The sequence below is a fragment of the Alteromonas alvinellae genome (assembly GCF_902705805.1).
On sequence record NZ_CACSIH010000063.1, the window covers coordinates 15,134 to 32,657 of the forward strand.

Annotated in this window: 19 protein-coding genes; 16 read left to right on the forward strand and 3 right to left on the reverse strand. The window is 44.7% G+C overall.

The genetic code is table 11. From position 1 onward, the window contains the following. The first annotated feature begins 29 nt into the window (after positions 1 to 29). From ACX5KA_RS04365 to mutM, 8 genes are all read left to right on the forward strand, one after another. Positions 30 to 389 (forward strand): hypothetical protein, encoded by a 360-nt coding sequence (locus ACX5KA_RS04365; RefSeq protein ID WP_458730507.1) that lies wholly within the window; start codon positions 30 to 32, stop codon positions 387 to 389. Positions 390 to 483: 94 nt separating this feature from the next. Beyond that, complete coding sequence (locus ACX5KA_RS04370) at positions 484 to 1,173, forward strand: YjbF family lipoprotein (protein WP_458730508.1); 690 nt, start codon at positions 484 to 486, stop codon at positions 1,171 to 1,173. Beyond that, a complete protein-coding gene (locus tag ACX5KA_RS04375) occupies positions 1,173 to 1,922 on the forward strand; it encodes a capsule biosynthesis GfcC family protein (RefSeq protein WP_458730509.1) in 750 nt (249 codons plus the stop codon). The genes ACX5KA_RS04370 and ACX5KA_RS04375 overlap by 1 nt, the downstream gene beginning before the upstream one ends. Next, positions 1,919 to 4,051 carry a YjbH domain-containing protein gene (locus ACX5KA_RS04380; RefSeq protein ID WP_458730510.1) on the forward strand — a complete coding sequence of 711 codons (2,133 nt, stop codon included), beginning with the start codon at positions 1,919 to 1,921 and terminating at the stop codon, positions 4,049 to 4,051. The genes ACX5KA_RS04375 and ACX5KA_RS04380 overlap by 4 nt, the downstream gene beginning before the upstream one ends. Positions 4,052 to 4,381: 330 nt before the next feature. Then, positions 4,382 to 4,618: a 50S ribosomal protein L28 gene (rpmB, locus tag ACX5KA_RS04385; protein WP_012516576.1), complete on the forward strand. Its 237-nt coding sequence runs from the start codon at positions 4,382 to 4,384 to the stop codon at positions 4,616 to 4,618. A gap of 11 nt (positions 4,619 to 4,629) precedes the next feature. After that, on the forward strand, positions 4,630 to 4,785 hold the full coding sequence (gene rpmG / locus ACX5KA_RS04390) for a 50S ribosomal protein L33 (protein WP_012516577.1): 156 nt from the start codon (positions 4,630 to 4,632) through the stop codon (positions 4,783 to 4,785). Between the two features lie 339 nt (positions 4,786 to 5,124). After that, entirely contained in the window at positions 5,125 to 5,589 is a 465-nt protein-coding gene (locus ACX5KA_RS04395; RefSeq protein WP_039222503.1) for a hypothetical protein, read from the forward strand. Then, the gene (gene mutM / locus ACX5KA_RS04400) at positions 5,590 to 6,399 is read left to right on the forward strand and encodes a bifunctional DNA-formamidopyrimidine glycosylase/DNA-(apurinic or apyrimidinic site) lyase (protein ID WP_039222502.1); all 810 of its coding nucleotides are present in this window, start codon (positions 5,590 to 5,592) and stop codon (positions 6,397 to 6,399) included. Between the two features lie 117 nt (positions 6,400 to 6,516). Here the strand turns inward: mutM and coaD are convergent, their stop codons facing one another. Continuing rightward, entirely contained in the window at positions 6,517 to 7,005 is a 489-nt protein-coding gene (coaD, locus tag ACX5KA_RS04405; RefSeq protein WP_039222500.1) for a pantetheine-phosphate adenylyltransferase, read from the reverse strand. Between the two features lie 107 nt (positions 7,006 to 7,112). After that, positions 7,113 to 7,838, reverse strand: a complete 726-nt coding sequence (locus ACX5KA_RS04410) for a 3-deoxy-D-manno-octulosonic acid kinase (RefSeq protein ID WP_458730511.1) — start codon at positions 7,836 to 7,838, stop codon at positions 7,113 to 7,115. A 72-nt stretch (positions 7,839 to 7,910) separates the two neighbouring features. On the opposite strand from ACX5KA_RS04410, the gene ACX5KA_RS04415 reads away from it, so the two are divergent. The 8 genes from ACX5KA_RS04415 to glpG all read left to right on the forward strand — a co-directional run bounded on the left by ACX5KA_RS04415 (position 7,911) and on the right by glpG (position 16,838). Then, positions 7,911 to 8,936, forward strand: coding sequence for a glycosyltransferase family 9 protein (locus ACX5KA_RS04415; RefSeq protein WP_338024999.1), 1,026 nt, complete (start codon positions 7,911 to 7,913; stop codon positions 8,934 to 8,936). A gap of 87 nt (positions 8,937 to 9,023) precedes the next feature. Continuing rightward, positions 9,024 to 9,497, forward strand: coding sequence for a hypothetical protein (locus tag ACX5KA_RS04420; RefSeq protein ID WP_039222493.1), 474 nt, complete (start codon positions 9,024 to 9,026; stop codon positions 9,495 to 9,497). Next, positions 9,494 to 10,669, forward strand: coding sequence for a hypothetical protein (locus tag ACX5KA_RS04425; protein WP_458730512.1), 1,176 nt, complete (start codon positions 9,494 to 9,496; stop codon positions 10,667 to 10,669). The genes ACX5KA_RS04420 and ACX5KA_RS04425 overlap by 4 nt, the downstream gene beginning before the upstream one ends. Positions 10,670 to 10,678: 9 nt before the next feature. After that, positions 10,679 to 13,123, forward strand: coding sequence for a putative bifunctional diguanylate cyclase/phosphodiesterase (locus ACX5KA_RS04430; RefSeq protein ID WP_458730513.1), 2,445 nt, complete (start codon positions 10,679 to 10,681; stop codon positions 13,121 to 13,123). A 164-nt stretch (positions 13,124 to 13,287) separates the two neighbouring features. Continuing rightward, on the forward strand, positions 13,288 to 14,484 hold the full coding sequence (locus ACX5KA_RS04435) for a glycine C-acetyltransferase (protein WP_136783231.1): 1,197 nt from the start codon (positions 13,288 to 13,290) through the stop codon (positions 14,482 to 14,484). Next, complete coding sequence (gene tdh, locus ACX5KA_RS04440) at positions 14,481 to 15,506, forward strand: L-threonine 3-dehydrogenase (protein ID WP_039222484.1); 1,026 nt, start codon at positions 14,481 to 14,483, stop codon at positions 15,504 to 15,506. The genes ACX5KA_RS04435 and tdh overlap by 4 nt, the downstream gene beginning before the upstream one ends. Continuing rightward, positions 15,506 to 15,817 (forward strand): thiosulfate sulfurtransferase GlpE, encoded by a 312-nt coding sequence (gene glpE, locus ACX5KA_RS04445; protein WP_039222481.1) that lies wholly within the window; start codon positions 15,506 to 15,508, stop codon positions 15,815 to 15,817. Before tdh ends, glpE begins: the two co-directional genes overlap by 1 nt. Positions 15,818 to 15,974: 157 nt before the next feature. Next, entirely contained in the window at positions 15,975 to 16,838 is an 864-nt protein-coding gene (gene glpG / locus ACX5KA_RS04450; RefSeq protein ID WP_458730514.1) for a rhomboid family intramembrane serine protease GlpG, read from the forward strand. Positions 16,839 to 17,041: 203 nt separating this feature from the next. Here the strand turns inward: glpG and ACX5KA_RS04455 are convergent, their stop codons facing one another. Further along, positions 17,042 to 17,455: a flagellar basal body-associated protein FliL gene (locus ACX5KA_RS04455; RefSeq protein ID WP_039222476.1), complete on the reverse strand. Its 414-nt coding sequence runs from the start codon at positions 17,453 to 17,455 to the stop codon at positions 17,042 to 17,044. Positions 17,456 to 17,524: the final 69 nt, after the last annotated feature.

A 17,524-nucleotide genomic window follows, 5' to 3' on the forward strand; every position in this document is an offset into this window, starting at 1 on the left:
TTAGTGGGTTATTTTATTAAAGGACTGTTATGAAGAAGTCAATCATTGCATTATTTGCAGCTGCAACTATGGCAGCAGGTGTTAACGCACAAGATGGTGAAGGCGGTGCTGGTGCAGGTGGTGCGGGCGCAGTAAGCGGTGGTCTAATCGCTACTGGTGTTGTTGCTGCTGGTATTATCGCTGGTGTTGCAAACAACAACTCTGCAGACGCGCCAGGAAATGGTGGTACTGATCCAGGTCAACCTACTTGTGAAGGTGACGATCCATTGGTAGACGGCGTATGTGTTGGTACTACTAACACTGTTACTGTAACTACTTCTGGCACAAGCACTGTAACTAAAACAATTACTGTGCCTGTTACATTTACTTACGCACCGACCGTACAGTAAATTTAAGAGTATTCGAAAAAGCCGCTTTTTTTAGCGGCTTTTTTTATTTTTAGCGCAAAATTCAATTGTTTTTAGTTTTTGTCGGCGTACCTTAATGAAACTACACATTCTATCAGCCGTTTTTGGCTTTCTTTGCCTGTCTCTTTCAGGATGTTCCACAACAACAATTGCCTACTACAATACGCTTAAACTTGCCCTTAAAGACCGCACGGTAACTTATACCGTTGAAGAAATCGCGGCGAGTAAGGCGGATCTTATGCAAATTAAAGCGGGGGAACGAGACGCCGCTTCTCTTGCATTAGCCTACATTGACGGCGATAAATACAAGTGGGTGTCGGGTGACAAAGTTATCTTCACTATGCATCACGGTATTATTGTGAAAACGGAAGGTTTAGATAACGATCTCTTTTACACAAGCAATTTGCAGCACAATCCGTTAGCCACCAATGATGTTTTGCCTTTTAGCTGGAAGCGTAAAGTCGATGTTGCTTCAATAGGCTACGGGGTTCCAGTGGACTCTTCATGGCGTATTGTGGGGGAAGAAACCCACAACTACCTTGGCTTTTCTGTACCCCTTATTAAAGTAATTGAAACCGTAGATTTTTCAGAATATACCCCCTTTATTGATGTGGGACTGTCATGGGAAAATACCTACTTCTTGCATAAACACACGAAAGAGTTGCTGGCCTCTAAGCAAAAGTTCAGCCCAGAGGGAGACGTATACGACATGGTTTATTTAAGCCGCGTCGTGCGTCAGATGAAAAAACAAGGAGTAACGCAATAATGAAGTTTATTTCTACGCTTTTTATTGCCTTGGGTCTTATTACATCCACAAGTTTGCACGCCAATGACAGTATTGTAAGTGTGACGGTGAACAAGCAGACCTATCAATTTGACCGGCCAATTAGATTGTCGAGTGTATTGTCTATTGTTGCAGACGGTGGCGACTGGTATTGGCCAACAGCTTCTGCATTTGATTTAACCAATCCAACAGCTGAACGCGAAAAAGAGATAGCGTTGTCGCAGATAAGAGAGCTTTTGGTTAGCTTTGATAAAAATTCGGACACCCACAAAGCACTTCAAAATCTCTTAGATCAAGTAGCTTCGTGGACGGTGTCTACGCGCATAGATATGCCTATTTCTTACAATCGGGCTCGGTTGTTTTTCGAAGACAACCCTATGTTCCAGCCAGGAAAATATTGGATCCGTTTGAATGGACGTCCTAATGTGGTGCATTTCTCAGGCGCTGTAGTAAAGCCAGGTGCCTATCAGCATCAAAGCGACACCTCGATTTATACGGCTGCTCATTCGGTTAGAAAAGCGGTAGACGCAGACAGAAGCGTCGTTTATGTCATTGACCCAATGGGCAACATAGAAGAAAAAGGGATTGCTTACTGGAATTTAGATTTTGCTCAGCTTATGCCGGGTAGTCAGGTTTATGTACCTATTTCTTCAGAGCTTTTCAGCAATAAACTTAAGCAATTAAATAAGCGCGTTGCCGCGTTAGCAGTACATAGGGTCTTACCTCAATGAGTGCGCCAATATTATCTAAGAAAAGAATATCTACGAAAAAAATATCTAAGAAAAAAACACTCGCGCTGGTAATTGGCAGTGCACTATCTTCTAGCGCCCTTGCTGATACCCAGCTTCGTGTTACGCCTTCACAAATGGTGCAAGGCGGTAACGGGCTTATCCAAACACCAACCGCGCGTATGCGCGACGAAGGCGGTATGGCCATCAATTATACCGACAATGGTGAATACCGTTTCTGGTCAGTTAATATCCAACTTTATGATTGGATGGAAGCGACTGCCCGCTATACCGATGTGCGTACGCGTTTATATAGCCAAGTTGACTCCTTCAGCGGCGATCAAACATTAAAAGATAAAGGGTTAGACGTTAAATTCAGGCTTTGGAAAGAAAGCTACTACCTACCTGATATCAGCGTTGGTTTCAGAGATTTCGGGGGTACAGGCTTTTTTGAAAGTGAGTACGTAAACGCCAGTAAATCGGTAGGACCGTTTGATTTCCATTTAGGCTTAGGTTGGGGATATTTGGGGACAGCAGATGATATTACTAATCCATTTTGTGAGGTTAAAGATAGCTTCTGTGAACGCCCTGGCGGATTCTCAGGCCGCGGTGGCAAGGTCGATTACGATCAGTTTTTCAAAGGTACTACCGCGTTCTTTGGTGGCGTAGAGTATCAAACACCATGGGAGCCGTTAACGCTAAAACTTGAGTTTGAAGGCAACGATTACTCCCGAGACAGAGCGGGCCAGCTTGAGCAAGATTCTCGCTGGAATGTGGGAGCGGTATATCGCTATAAAGACTTTGATTTTTCATTAAACTACCAACGTGGAAACACCATAGGCTTTGGTGTGACGTATCGCTTCAATATGAATACTGCGTCTCAAATCAAATTCGACGATGCGCCGCGAAATTTAATGGGAAGAAATGCGCCATCCAACATTAAAGATGTGAACAAACCACGTCTTTATAACGACCTTTATAACTCAGGTGGGTTCCTCTTATCCGATGCTGAAATTAAAGAAGATAGCGCTACCTTTTACGGGACGCAGGTCAAATACCGCGACCAAGATGAAGCTATCGAGCGGGTAGGTCGTGTTGCTGCTTCTGAGCTTCCAGATAGCGTTAAAACCTATCATATGGTAGATAATCGCGGTGGCCTACCACTGGTCGATACTCAAATAGACGCTGAAGCCTTTATCTCAGCCGCACGATACGAATCGGTCGATGCCGATATAACGGAAACGTACGTGAGAACATCGCCTTCTGAAGAGATAAAAGAAGCATATGACCCTGAAAATACTTCGGGTTTCTTCTATAGTGCTGACTTCTTTTTCACCCAGTCGTTTGGTAACCCAGAAGATTTCTTTCTTTATCAAACAGGGTTAATGCTAAATGGCGGCTATGCGTTAAACGAAAACTTCTCGGTAATGAGCAGCGCACGGGTAACACTGCTTGATAACTTCGATAAGTTTAATTATCTCGTTGACGGTGAAGATGTGTCACTACCTCGTGTACGTACTCGAGTTCGTGAATATGTGTCTGAAAATGATGTATGGTTAGATACTGCGTTTTTACATTACAAAGACAATATCGCCGAAGACCTTTATGCCCAAGCATACGCAGGTTACCTTGAAACAATGTTCGCAGGTGTAGGCGGAGAAATTCTGTATCGTCCTGTCGATAGTAATGTCGCCTATGGTATCGATATTAACTACGTTAAGCAGCGTGACCCTTATAGTCAAACCGGCTTAGAGGATTACGATGCGATCACCGGTCATGCGAGTGTATATTGGCAGCCTGAATTCCTTGATGATACCCAAATCACGGTTAGTGCAGGTCAATTCTTGGCAAAAGACAAGGGTGTTAATATTGATTACGCCAAGCGCTTTGATAGCGGCATTATAGTGGGAGCATATGCTGCCTTTACTGATGTTTCATCGGAAGAATACGGAGAAGGAAGTTTTACCAAAGGTTTCTATATTTCCATCCCTACCGATTTGTTCTTGCTAGAACCGTCGAAAGGCCGTGGTCTGTTTCCTTGGGTGCCAATATCGCGTGATGGTGGTCAACTACTACGCCGGCCTTCACGGTTAATAGATTTAACGGAAGTTAGGTCACCTTTTTATGACTAAATAAGAAAAGCGCCACGTTATCGTGGCGTTTTTTTTAGCATTTGAACAGATAGGATTAGGTTAAAATTTAAGTGGGAATACCCTATTTATTCGTAGCTAAACAGCGAAGAGAAAAGTACAATACGGGCCACAAAAAAGAGTGTTGGTGGTATTTTGCGCAAAAATCGTACGTAAAAGTAACCTTTTTGTACTTTCTTATTGAAATGATCCTGCCTTTGCTGTATAAAATGCGCCCTCTAATTTATAGTAATACGTCATTTGACCCAACCACTGTTTGAGCGCTTGGGATTAACTGACGCGACAGTTATCGTTGTTCTGGAGACAAATACAATGTCAAGAGTATGCCAAGTAACAGGTAAGCGTCCAACGGTTGGTAATAACCGTTCACACGCACGAAATGCGACTCGTCGTCGCTTTTTACCAAACCTTCAAACACACCGTTTTTGGGTTGAGAGCGAAAGCCGTTTTGTAAAACTACGTTTGTCTGCTAAAGGCATGCGTATCATCGATAAGAAAGGTATTGATTCAGTACTAACTGACATCCGTGCCCGTGGTGAGAAAATCTAAGGAAGCCGACAATGCGTGATAAAATTAAACTAGTTTCTTCAGCAGGTACAGGTTTCTTCTACACTACTGATAAAAACAAGCGTAACATGCCTGGCAAAATGGAGATCAAAAAGTATGATCCCGTTGTGCGTAAGCACGTTATGTTTAAAGAGGCCAAAATCAAGTAATTAGCTTGCTTTTGTCTCCACGAAAACCCAGCCTTTGCTGGGTTTTTTGCTTTTGGAACTGTGAAAACTTCTAGTAATTCTCCCTACAGATCGCGGCGGGCATAACAGGATCCCGCTGACTCAATATACTAATCTATGCTGTACCTATTTCAGATCTAACTCCGAAGTCTGTGCGATCCTAGGTTTTAACAAGCTGAAACTACATAAAATAAAGCCCCAACAACGCTAAGCGTTAAGCAGAACATCTCTCATAAACCGAAAACATTGAATTAGCTTATAAGAGAATGAGGTATTACTATAATGCGCTATAGACAGCCTACTAGTTGACGGGAATAACGCGTGGCAAGAATTTCTCAGCGAGCAATGAACAACGTGGTTATCATTGCAATGCTTATTATGATTGCACTGTTTAATTTAGACAGTTTGCTACCGAAGAAAAATACAATACAGACGCGCAGCCTGTTACCTGAAGAGGCTTACGTGCTGAAGATAGAGCATGATAACAATAGCTTAGAGCGTATTGGTCAACAGTGGCGTCAGAAAGGTCCTTATACAGGTTTAACAGTTACACCAGATGAACAGTTTTCTCATTGGCAACGGGCCATGTTGTATCCGGCAGCGGAAGTACCTGAGTCGGTCATGAATACCCAACCTTATATTGTTGTAGTTTGGCTTGCGGGCAAGAATAACGGCAACGTTTATGCTATTTATCCCAATACATCACCCGTAGTGATCAAATTTGAAAATAACTGGTACACGTTAACTAATACCGATCTAGATAAATTATTACCTTGGACATTGTAAATGCCTGAATTACCAGAAGTTGAAGTAAGCCGGCTAGGCATATCACCGCATTTAATCGGCAATACCATTACTAATGTAGTGGTACGGGAACGAAGAATGCGCTGGCCCATACCTGAGGAGGTCTCAAGTGTTGAGGGTCAGAAGGTAATTGCGGTAAAACGCCGAGCGAAATATCTGCTGATTGAAACAGCAACAGGCACGCTGATTTTACACTTAGGTATGTCAGGCAAGCTGCGTGTCATCGAAGCAACTATACCCGTTGTGAAACACGACCACGTGGACATTGTTTTAAATACCGGTAAGTGTTTGCGCTTAAACGACCCTAGACGCTTTGGTGCAGTGTTATTCCAAGCGCCCAATACGCAACAGGCAATGTTCGACAACTTGGGCCCAGAGCCACTTACAGACGACTTTGACGATAAGCGCTTGTTCAGTTTATCGCGTAATCGCAAAGGGCCGGTGAAAAACTTCATCATGGATAACGCAATTGTGGTTGGCGTAGGCAACATCTATGCGAACGAAGCCTTGTTTCTTGCCGGTATCGATCCGCGAAGAGCGGCAGGGAAAATCAGTGCAGATCGCTATAAGTCACTTACTGCAACAATAAAGCAAGTGCTCGCTAAAGCCATTGAGCAGGGCGGTACAACGCTTAAAGACTTTGCACAAACCGATGGTAAGCCCGGTTATTTTGCGCAGCATTTAAACGTGTACGGAAGAAAAGGTGAGCCTTGTGAAGTGTGCGGTAAGGCCATTGAAAGCAAGGTGATAGGGCAGCGCAATACGTTTTTTTGTACTCGCTGCCAACGCTAGTAGCTAAAAAAGAGTCATAGCGAAAAAAGAGACATAGCTAGCAAGGTATACAGTTAGAAAGATAGCTTAAAGCAACATAACACTGTAAACCGGCTTTACTGGACAACGCCGGTTTACTTAGCTCTTTTTACCTAGCCTGTCTCTTAACGCTTGCTCTACCACGGGGTGGCAAAAACCACCAACGGCCCCGCGATGCAAGGCTACTTCTTTCACTAGAGTAGAAGAAATAAACGAGTTTTCTTCTGCTGGAGTTAGAAATACACTTTCAAGCTTTGGGTTAAGGCGTCGATTCATATTGGCCAGCTGGAATTCGTATTCGAAATCAGATACAGCACGCAAGCCACGGATCAAAATAGTCGCGTTTTGTTCATCCGCAAAGTCCGCTAGTAAACCAGTAAATCCTACTACTTCAACATTAGGCAGATCGGCAGTAACTTTCTTTATCATTTCTACCCGTTCCTCTAATGTAAAGAGCGGCTTTTTACTTGGGTTAGAAGCGATAGCCACAATAACATGAGAGAAAAGCTGAGATGCGCGTTCAATAAGGTCTGCATGACCGTTCGTAATTGGGTCGAAAGTACCTGGATAGAGTGCTCTAGTATGCATAAAATTGAATCTTATCGTTGTAAAGGGTTTATAGTTCTATGGGGCTACTGTACCACATTAATTTGCGATGCTAAGTGATGTAACCAATGCGTTTATTAAGCACAGTCCTAGCGCTTCACCAATTCGTTATAGCCATTTAGGCATGCGGTCCAATCGTCTTCTTTCCAGTGAAATATTGGGTTCTTGGCTTGCTCTTTATGCAAAGAGCGCAACAGGCGATCAAGATTACCCTGCTTCCAGCTATCGCCCTGACGTTTTGAACAGCGATCAAAATCAATAAGCCAAATCTGTTTATCGCTATCTATCATGATATTGCGAATATTAGCGTCGTGATGATAAACCTGACAATTGTGCATACGCGCTAGCGCTCTTCCCACTTCATGCCATTCCCTTTGTGATAATGGCTGCTGGCACAAAACATGATGAAGGTCGCGGCTGTTAGGGATGCTAAGTGTAATCAGATCACCGCGGTAGATTAAGCCTCTGCGGTGAATGCGAGCAGCAACAGGTACTGGCACTAAAAGGCCCTCAGCGCGCATGTATTCGAGCAACCTAAATTCTTCGAAAGGTCTAGAGCGTTCAACGCCGTTAAAGAAATACTGGTCGCTGAGTACTTTGCCTACCAGGCCTCCCCGCACAAAATGGCGTAAAACCCAGTGTTGACCTTCATGCTCTATAAAGATGGTTGTGCCGCGTCCTTTAGCTTGGCCAGTTATTTTGTTTTGTAGTTGCCAAAACTCAGGGCTGAACATTTCAGTGTTGGGCTGACTGACCAAGGTATTGTCGAAAATAAAGTGGTGCCCCGCACCTATGTCTCGTCGCATTGTCGCCATGTTGCCCACAACTTATGGTAAATTTCACATTCTAATGATTTATTTTGGTTTTTCAGCAACGAGAGAGCTTCTGTGGCAAAAAAGATTTGTTTAATGCGCTTATCAGCTATTGGAGACGTGTGTCATGCCGTCGCTATGGTTACCCGAATTCAATCGCAGTGGCGCGATGCTGAAATTACGTGGGTAATAGGGAAAGTTGAGTATCAGCTGGTGAAGCTAATGCCAAATGTACGCTTCATTATTTTCGATAAATCAAAAGGGAAAGCTGCCGTTGAATCCTTGAAAGCAGAAGTCGCAGGTGAAACTTTTGATGCTCTATTGATGATGCAGGTGGCGTTACGGGCTAATTTAGCTTCACGAGTGATTAAAGCCAAACAGCGCATAGGCTTTGACTGGTCACGCAGTAAAGAGTTGCATTGGCTATTTGCTAATAAGCGCGTGGCTGCCACAAAACACGCCCACGTACTTAAAGGTTTCATGGATTTTGCCGACGCATTAGGCGTACCAGAGACTAAGCCAGTATCGTGGAATATTCCCGTTGCGCCCGAAGATGCGCAGTGGGGAGAAGAACAAGCAAAAGCATTGGGAAAATATGTGGTTATTTCACCTGCAGCAAGTAAAGCTGAAAGGAATTGGTTGCCACAGCGATACGCGAGTATTGCTGACTATATCCAAGAGGCCGGTGTCGCCGTGATACTGTGTGGAGGTCCAGGAGATTTAGACCGCAAAACCGCTGATGCAATTAAAGCGAGCGTAAAACAACCGCTTCAAGATTTTACTGGGCAAACAACATTGCATCAGCTGCTCATGTTGCTAAAGCATGCCCATTTAGTTATTGCACCAGATACCGGGCCTGCCCACATGGCAACCACCGTGGGCACACCAGTTGTTGGGCTATACGCACATTCTAATCCACGCAGAACCGGGCCTTATAACGACCTTGATAGGGTAGTCTCTGTGTATGATGAATGTGTAGAGAAGCAAAAGGGGAAACCTTGGGACGCGTTGCCATGGGGTGCGCGAGCAAAAGGAAGCCAATTAATGGAAAAAATTACCGTAGACATGGTAAAGCAAAAAGTTGCGCCGTTTCTTGCTTAATTTTTTTATCGTAAGGTAAAACAACCAACTATTATCTACACTTAGTGTTGTGAAGTGTACTTCTGTGAAACAGGGAGTCGTTACTTAATGAAAAAGCCCGCTTTGCGATGGCTGTCCGACATTTACGCTTTTACCACATCGAAAATAGTGCTGCTAGCGTTAGCAGTGCTGGTGATGTGCGTGTCTAAAGTAAATGCGTCGGAACTTAACGTCATGGTGAATGAAAGCGTAATGGTTGCTGAGCTTAATCGCTCTGAGCTTCGTCAAATCTTTACAGGACAGCGTCAGTACTGGGACAACGGCACTAAAATAACGGTTTTTGTACTGCAAGACACCGACGAATTACATCGTCAGTTTTGTCGCGATATTCTTCAAATGTTTCCCTATCAGTTATCTCGGCTTTGGGATCAAATTACCTATTCCGGCCAAGGTATTACACCTATCAGAGTGACCTCTTATCAAGCCTTAGTAGATGCACTGGAAAATACAGAAGGTGCTATTGGTTACGTTGAGCGAACTGATATCGTTAAGCTAAGACGCGTTGAGGTAGAACTAAAATGAAAAATCACATTGCTTTTGCGCTCGCTATAGTTAGTTCATTTGCTGTTGATGCGCAAACAGACTTCACATGGCATGGCTATGTCTCACAAGGCATTACCCAGTCGAAAGACAGTAGTTTTATCACCGACGACAATAACGTCACCGGTGAACTCACCGAGATTGGCTTAAATGGTTATTATCAACTTTCAGAAAACATTTCTATCGCTGGGCAAATTAACTACCTAGACGGTGGTAACCGTTTCGAGCAGGGTGCTCGACTCGATTATTTATTTGTTGATTGGAAACTGCCCAACTTACCTGGCGGGTGGCGTGGAAAAATTCACGCGGGGCGTTTTAAAAATACCCATTGGCTATATTCCTCTACCAGAGACGTCCCTCAAACGCGATATACCTCAGTGTTGCCTCAATCGGTCTATTTTGACGGCTTTCGAGATGTTGCACTGGGCAGTAACGGCATTTTGACCAGCTTTTCTCACTACGGTAAAGAATATACGTGGGAGCTGAACTGGAGTTACGGACGCTCAAATATCAATGACTCTCAGCGCGACTTTCTTTTAGGCAATGAAGCTAAAGGGAAAATAAAACAAGACTTTGTGCACCAAGTAAGCGTGTTTTTACAGCCCTCATCCATGACGTGGAAAATAGGAGCGAGTTGGCTTAATTCTGATTTCAGATATATGCCATCGCAAGATGATAATCGATTGTCAGGCCGGGCTAATGTAGAACGATTTATGCTTTCAGCGCAGTATTTTTCTGAGAATTGGGAAGTATCTGCTGAACTGCTTCGTGAAAAGCAAGATAGCCAAGGACTGTTTGCGCCAGATTTCGCTGAGAAGCGCACTGGAGAAGGCGGCTTTGTTCAATTTAGGTACCTTTTTAACAACCACGTTAGTGGCCTGTTGGGCTACGATACGTACATTAATGATACCTCCGACAGTGATGGCAAGGACCTAGAGGCAAGGACAGGAGGCCTTATCCCAGCTTATTTTGGGTATCAAGATACGTACACGTTGGGTTTACGTTGGGACATTGCACCAAAATGGAGAATCCAGGGAGAGTATCACTGGGTTGAGGGGGCGACTCGCGTGGTGAGTTTATTGAACCGTGATGTGGCATCTCACGCTGATAAACATTGGAAAATGTGGTCAATACAGTTCATGTATTGGTTTTAAGGGTAATAAATGAAGGTTCAGGTATCTTTTACCACTAAAACCATCGCTATATTACTGGCAATGGTTTTAACCGTGACCATTGTAATCTCTACCGTGCTAATTCAAGAGTCTGAGGCGCAGGTTGTGCTGCAGCAGCGTGAAAGCCAAATCAGCAATCAACATCGCGTGCAGTTGTTTGAAGATATTCTCCATAGCCGCATGATCACCCTTATTGATATCATAAGCCGAAGGAATGGCGCGTACTCGAACAACCTCGAAGAACTCCACAGCACTTTAGATGAGCTAAGTGAGTATCTAACGCTAAATTTTCAAGTGGAAACACTCTATTTATTCGATCATAAAGGCGTTGTTGGGCAGCCAACGTATCCTGTTAACAGCACTATTGATCGGCTTGTAGATACTACCCGTGCAACATTTGAAAGTCGCTCATTACTGGTGTGCGAAAGTGTATGCACTCACTATATCTCAATACCCATAATGGCCCCGAGTGATAAAGTGCCGGTTATTATTGTCTCTACTTCTATGCGGGAACTATTGTACTTGTTCAGTCGGGCAACCGATATGCATAAGGTGGCGATTGTTCGGTTGGTTGAGTCTTCAGCAGGTAAGTTTACATTAAAGGTGGCGAGCCAAGTAACCGCAGCCAATCGCCAGTACTTAAATTCACTTATTGATGCCTTGCCGGCTAACTGGCGCGTTGATGACTTGGTTATTAAAGGAGTGAATGTAAGGTTAGACAGCCAACAGCTTTTAGTAAGTCTACTGCCTTTTGATCATGCTGCTGGCGACCATCCCTATTTGCTCATAGTGCAGGACGTGTCGGCTATGATGCGACAAAACGAGCAATACCGATACGTTGTTATCTCCAGCGCCATAGGTTTGTTTTTGCTTTTCTCAGCGCTACTTTATCTTTTCTTAAATCAATACCGCACAAGGCTTTTAGACATAAGCGAGCGCCTGCCTATGCTGGCGGAGCATAAGTTCAGTGAGTTTTATACCGTTGCGGCCAAGCGCCGAAAACTGCCTGTGTTTAAGCTAACTGACGAACTGGATGTGGTTGAGGAAGCGGCGAACGATTTAGCGCGCCAGCTAGAAAGCTTTGATGGTCAAATGGCAATCAATACCGCTAAGCTTGAAAAAATGGCAATGTTCGACGTGCTCACTGGACTCCCTAATCGCAATATGCTGACGTTTCAAATAGAGAAACAATTGGCCAATTCTCTGCGAGACGAAAGACTGGTTGCCCTGATGTTCATGGACTTAGATGACTTTAAGAAGGTTAACGATAGTCATGGTCACGACGTGGGCGACAAGCTCCTCAAAGCCGCAGCGATGCGAATTTCAAAACCTATTCGGGAATCTGATATTGCGTCTCGTTTTGGTGGCGATGAATTTGTTGTTTTGCTGTCTAACATAGAAAGCAAAAAGCATGTTGATACTGTTGCGCAAAAAATTATAGGCGAATTCCAAGAGCCTATCATTGTTGATGGCGTTACCTTTTATGTCTCAATCAGTATTGGTATTGCCATAACCAATCATTCTCGTGCCACGCCGGTGGAACTGTTACGTCACGCCGATATTGCAATGTACGAAGCTAAGGCAAAGAAAGGCGCTGCGTTCAGGGTGTATGATGCCACCATGAACCTCAAGGTAATGCAAAAGGTTGAGTTAGAATCTGAAGCTCGTGAAGCCCTTAGAGGTAACCAGTTCAGCCTCGCCTTGCAACCGCAAATTGACATGCACAGCGGCAAGCTTATGGGCTTTGAAGCACTATTGCGCTGGTATCACCCTAAAAAAGGGCATATTTCACCAGGTGATTTTATTCCACTGCTTGAAAATACGTCGTTTATGCTCGAGCTAGATTACTGGGTTATCACGCGCTCCACCCATTTGGTACGTGAGCTTAAAAATAGTGGCTATCCAGATATTAAAGTGGCAATTAACTTATCGGCGGGACAGGTCCTCGACCCCAGCTTACCTGAGTTTTTACAACACCAAATCATCAAAAATGATATTGCGCCTGACCAAGTTTGCCTAGAGCTAACGGAAACCGTTTTGGTCTCAGACATCAAACGGGCAACGGAAATAATGCAAACCATACGTGATATGGGTTGTATGTTAGCCATTGATGACTTTGGAACCGGCTATTCATCATTGAGCTATTTAAAATCATTGCCAGCCGATTACATAAAGGTCGATCGTTCTTTTGTTGCCAATATTGCCAGCAGCGCAGACGACAGAAATATTGTGCATTCCACCATATCTATGGTGCGTAATATGGGTATGCAGGTGGTAGCTGAAGGCATTGAAACCAATGAGCAGTATGAATTGCTTTGTCATTTCGACTGCCATCAGGGCCAGGGCTATCTTATTAGCCGACCTATACCAGAGGTAAACCTCTGGGACACATTAAGAGACAAAGTTGAAAACGGCTTCTGGAAAGACTTTGCGTAGCGCATAAAGATATTGCGCGTCATTTGGAAGGTTTTTCCAGTGAGTGTGTTGAATAATTTACAAACTTAGTCGACAAACCCATTAAATACAGCGCAAGGGTGTGTACCCTTTCACGCGCTTTCATTACACTAGCGGTTTTTATACACCTACACTCGGAGAATGGCATGTCTGCGGCATTTATTTCTCATTTGCAATCGCAAATTGAAGCCACAAAAGAAGATGGTTTGTACAAAAAAGAGCGTGTTATCACGTCGCAACAACAAGCAGATATTGGTGTTGCTGGTGGTGAGCATGTCATAAACTTTTGTGCCAACAACTACCTTGGTCTTGCAAACAACGAAAGCTTAATTGAAGCAGCGAAAGAAGGCTTGGACAGTCATGGTTTTGGTGTAGCATCTGTGCGATTCATTTGCGGTACACAAGACATTCACAAGCAGCTAGAAGCTTCTATCAGCGACTTCTTAGGTACAGAAGATACCATTCTTTATCCGTCTTGCTTCGACGCTAATGGCGGTTTATTTGAAACTCTGCTTGGACCAGAAGATGCCATTATCTCTGACGCGCTAAACCACGCCAGTATCATTGACGGCGTTCGCCTTTGTAAAGCTAAGCGCTATCGTTACGCCAATAACGACATGGCCGCGTTAGAAGAGCAGCTAAAGCAAGCCGATGCCGACGGTGCGCGCTTTAAAATTATCGCTACTGACGGTGTATTCTCAATGGACGGTGTCATTGCCGACCTCGCCTCAATATGTGACCTTGCCGACAAATACGATGCCATGGTTATGGTTGACGACTGCCATGCAACAGGCTTCTTGGGTGAAAACGGTAAAGGCAGCCACGAATACTGTGGTGTGATGGGCCGTGTCGATATTATCACTGGCACCCTAGGGAAAGCCCTTGGCGGCGCCTCAGGCGGCTACACATCGGGCAAAAAAGAGGTTGTAGAATGGCTACGTCAGCGCTCACGACCTTACTTATTCTCTAACTCTGTTGCGCCACCTATTGTTTCAGCGTCACTTAAAGTGTTTGAAATGATGAAAGAAGGCGATGAGTTACGCGCTAACTTGTGGCGAAATGCCAATCACTTCCGCAAGCGCATGGAAGACGCTGGCTTTACCCTTGCCGGAAAAGATCACGCTATTATCCCTGTAATGCTTGGCGATGCCCGCCTAGCCAGCGAAATGGCCGACAAGCTGCTAGAAAAAGGCATATATGTTATCGGCTTCTCTTACCCTGTAGTACCAAAAGGGCAAGCCCGAATTCGTACGCAAATGTCGGCAGGTCATAGCCTTGAACACGTTGATAAAGCCATCGATGCTTTCATTGAAGTGGGCCGTGAAATGGGAGTGATCTCATGAAGTCGCTTGTAAAAGCAAAAGCGGAAAAAGGTATTTGGCTTCAAGACACGCCAAAGCCTGAAGTAGGGCATAACGACCTACTGATTAAAATTCGCAAAACCGCTATTTGCGGTACAGACATGCACATATACAACTGGGACGAGTGGTCGCAAAACACGATCCCAGTGCCTATGGTAGTCGGTCACGAATACGTGGGCGAAGTAGTGGGTATGGGCCAAGAAGTGAAAGGCTTCAACGTTGGCGATCGCGTATCTGGAGAAGGCCACATTACCTGTGGTCACTGCCGTAACTGTCGTGCTGGGCGTGTTCATTTATGCCGTAACACAGAGGGTGTGGGCGTAAACCGTCCTGGTGCTTTCGCAGAGTATTTGGTAATTCCCGCATTCAACGCATTTAAAATTCCGGACAATATCAGCGACGACCTCGCGTCTATCTTCGACCCGTTTGGTAATGCCGTTCACACAGCGCTAAGTTTTGACCTAGTCGGTGAAGATGTGCTTATTACAGGTGCTGGACCTATCGGGATTATGGCTGCAGCAGTTGCTAAGCACGTAGGTGCGCGACATGTTGTTGTTACCGACATCAACCCCTATCGTCTTGAACTGGCTAAAAAAATGGGTGCTACCCGCGCTGTTGACGTAAGCAAAGAAGATTTGAAAGATGTCATGAACGAGTTAGGTATGACAGAGGGCTTCGATGTGGGCCTTGAAATGTCTGGTGTGCCCGTAGCCTTTAGGGACATGCTGAACAAAATGAATCACGGCGGCAAAATTGCCATGCTGGGTATTCCTCCGCAAGACGTGGCTATCGACTGGAACCAGGTTATCTTCAAGGGTTTGGTGATAAAAGGTATCTATGGGCGAGAAATGTTCGAGACCTGGTACAAAATGGCAAGCTTACTACAAAGCGGCCTTGACCTTTCACCTATCATCACCCATACCTTTTCCGTTGATGACTTTCAGAAAGGGTTTGATACCATGGGGTCAGGACATTCAGGTAAAGTTATTTTGGATTGGCAGTAATGACAACATTCTCACACATTAGCGTAAACGACGTGGCTAACTTTGAAGGCAACGTCACCATTGTGGATATTCGCGATCCTCAATCGTTTGCTAATGGCCATATGCCCAATGCGGCACCGCTAAACAACGACAACTTTGGTACGTTTATTGACCAAACACCCAAAGATATCCCAGTGGTTGTGGTGTGTTATCACGGCGTGAGCAGCCAGCAGGCTGCCCAAGTGATTGCTCAGCAAGGCTTTGAAACCGTTTATAGTATGGACGGGGGCTTTGAAGCGTGGCGACAGGCGAACCCGGTAGTAACCGAATAGCGATTTAACAAAGGTGCACAATGTGCACCTTTGTTTTATGTTTTGCAGGCTCTTAACTAATTCAGTATAAAGAGTGAATATAACGCGCTACGGTATCATGCCCTTGTACGCGTATCATGCATTCACACTCTACTGCTTTCGGGGTAATAACTAGCTTATGGGTCATCCTTTAATTGCGTTTAACCAGCAAAGTCCAGCGCACCTTCTCGCCAACTATTTAACCAGTCAGGATATCAACGCTAAGGTCGTACAGCACGACAAAGAATTCGTGGTTGTACTGGATAACAGTGAGCATATCGATCGCGCAAAGGTTATCGCAGAAGATTTTTTAGCAAATCCAACAAACCCTAAATATCAGCAAGCGGCTTGGGAGAGTGGTAAAAACGTACAGCTGGCCCCATCAGGCAATGGCTTTTCGCTTAGTAAAATAATGTCCGATGCCGTTAAAGCGCCGTTTACCTCTGTGGTGTTTATGCTGTGCGTGGCGGTGTACCTATTATCTTTATTTGGGTTATTTGCCCCCATAGCACAGCACTTACTTATGCAGCCGTTTTCTGTTTTGTTACAAAATCACGAGTGGTGGCGGCTACTTGGCCCTGCGTTTATTCATTTTTCAGTACTTCACATCGTATTTAACTTACTCTGGTGGGCCATGTTGGGAGCCAAGATTGAGCGTACGTTGGGCATAAGCATGCTGCTGATTGTTTTTGTCATATCAGCTACGGTTTCAAATGCTGCACAAGCGCTATTTAGCGACCCAGTACAAGGTAATTTACTCTTGTTTGGCGGTCTATCTGGTGTGGTGTATGCCGTGATGGGCTTTGTTTGGTGGCTTGGCTGGCTGCGGCCAAGCTGGGGCTTATCGCTGCCAAACTCTATCGTTGGCTTCATGCTGGTATGGCTTGTACTTGGCTATGCCGACATTCTGTGGGTGAGTATGGCAAATGCAGCGCATACGGCCGGCCTTATCTCTGGCTGCCTACTCGCTGCCACGCTAAGCTTAGGTTCTGGTAAGCGTTAGCAATTAATAAGTGCAGGGCTTTGATTGCAAAGGTGCTAAAGCGTTCATGAATTAAAGCGTATAAATATGGGGCTGCAAGCTGCCCTAACCTAGAGAATTGGCGTATTACACGCTAAGACGTAAATGGTAAAACTGCTATAGAAACAAAAAGCGAGCTGATTAAAAGCTCGCTTGTTCATTGGCCTGGGCAGCGTTTTTTCTGCTTAAGCGCCCTGATATAAGTACTTAGTAAAGATAACGTTCTTAATCACTTCACCACCGGTTTCTTGCTGCATGTGCTCTTGAAGCGCTTTTAAAATAGCGCGACGAATATCTTCACGGCCGGTGAGCGACTTTACTTTCTCTGCAGGCTGCTGCCCGAAAATTTCAATGGCGGTAGAGCGTAGCAGCGGCATATGGTGCTCTGCAATTTCCAGCTGGTTCACATCGTGAATCATTAATTCAAGCGATACACGAACATAACCCAGCTTCTGTGCGCTATCGCTAATATAGTTGGTAACAATCTCTGGCTCTAGGCCCAAATAAGCGTAGTTGGCTTTATCTTGTGCCAATGCTGAGCTGCAACCAAAAACAAACAAACTAACCGCAAATACACGTAAAACAAGTGACTTAAACATAGTGAAGCCTGAAACACCAAAGTAATAGATTCAACAGGTAGTTTAGCAAATCTCTGATCAAACACACTA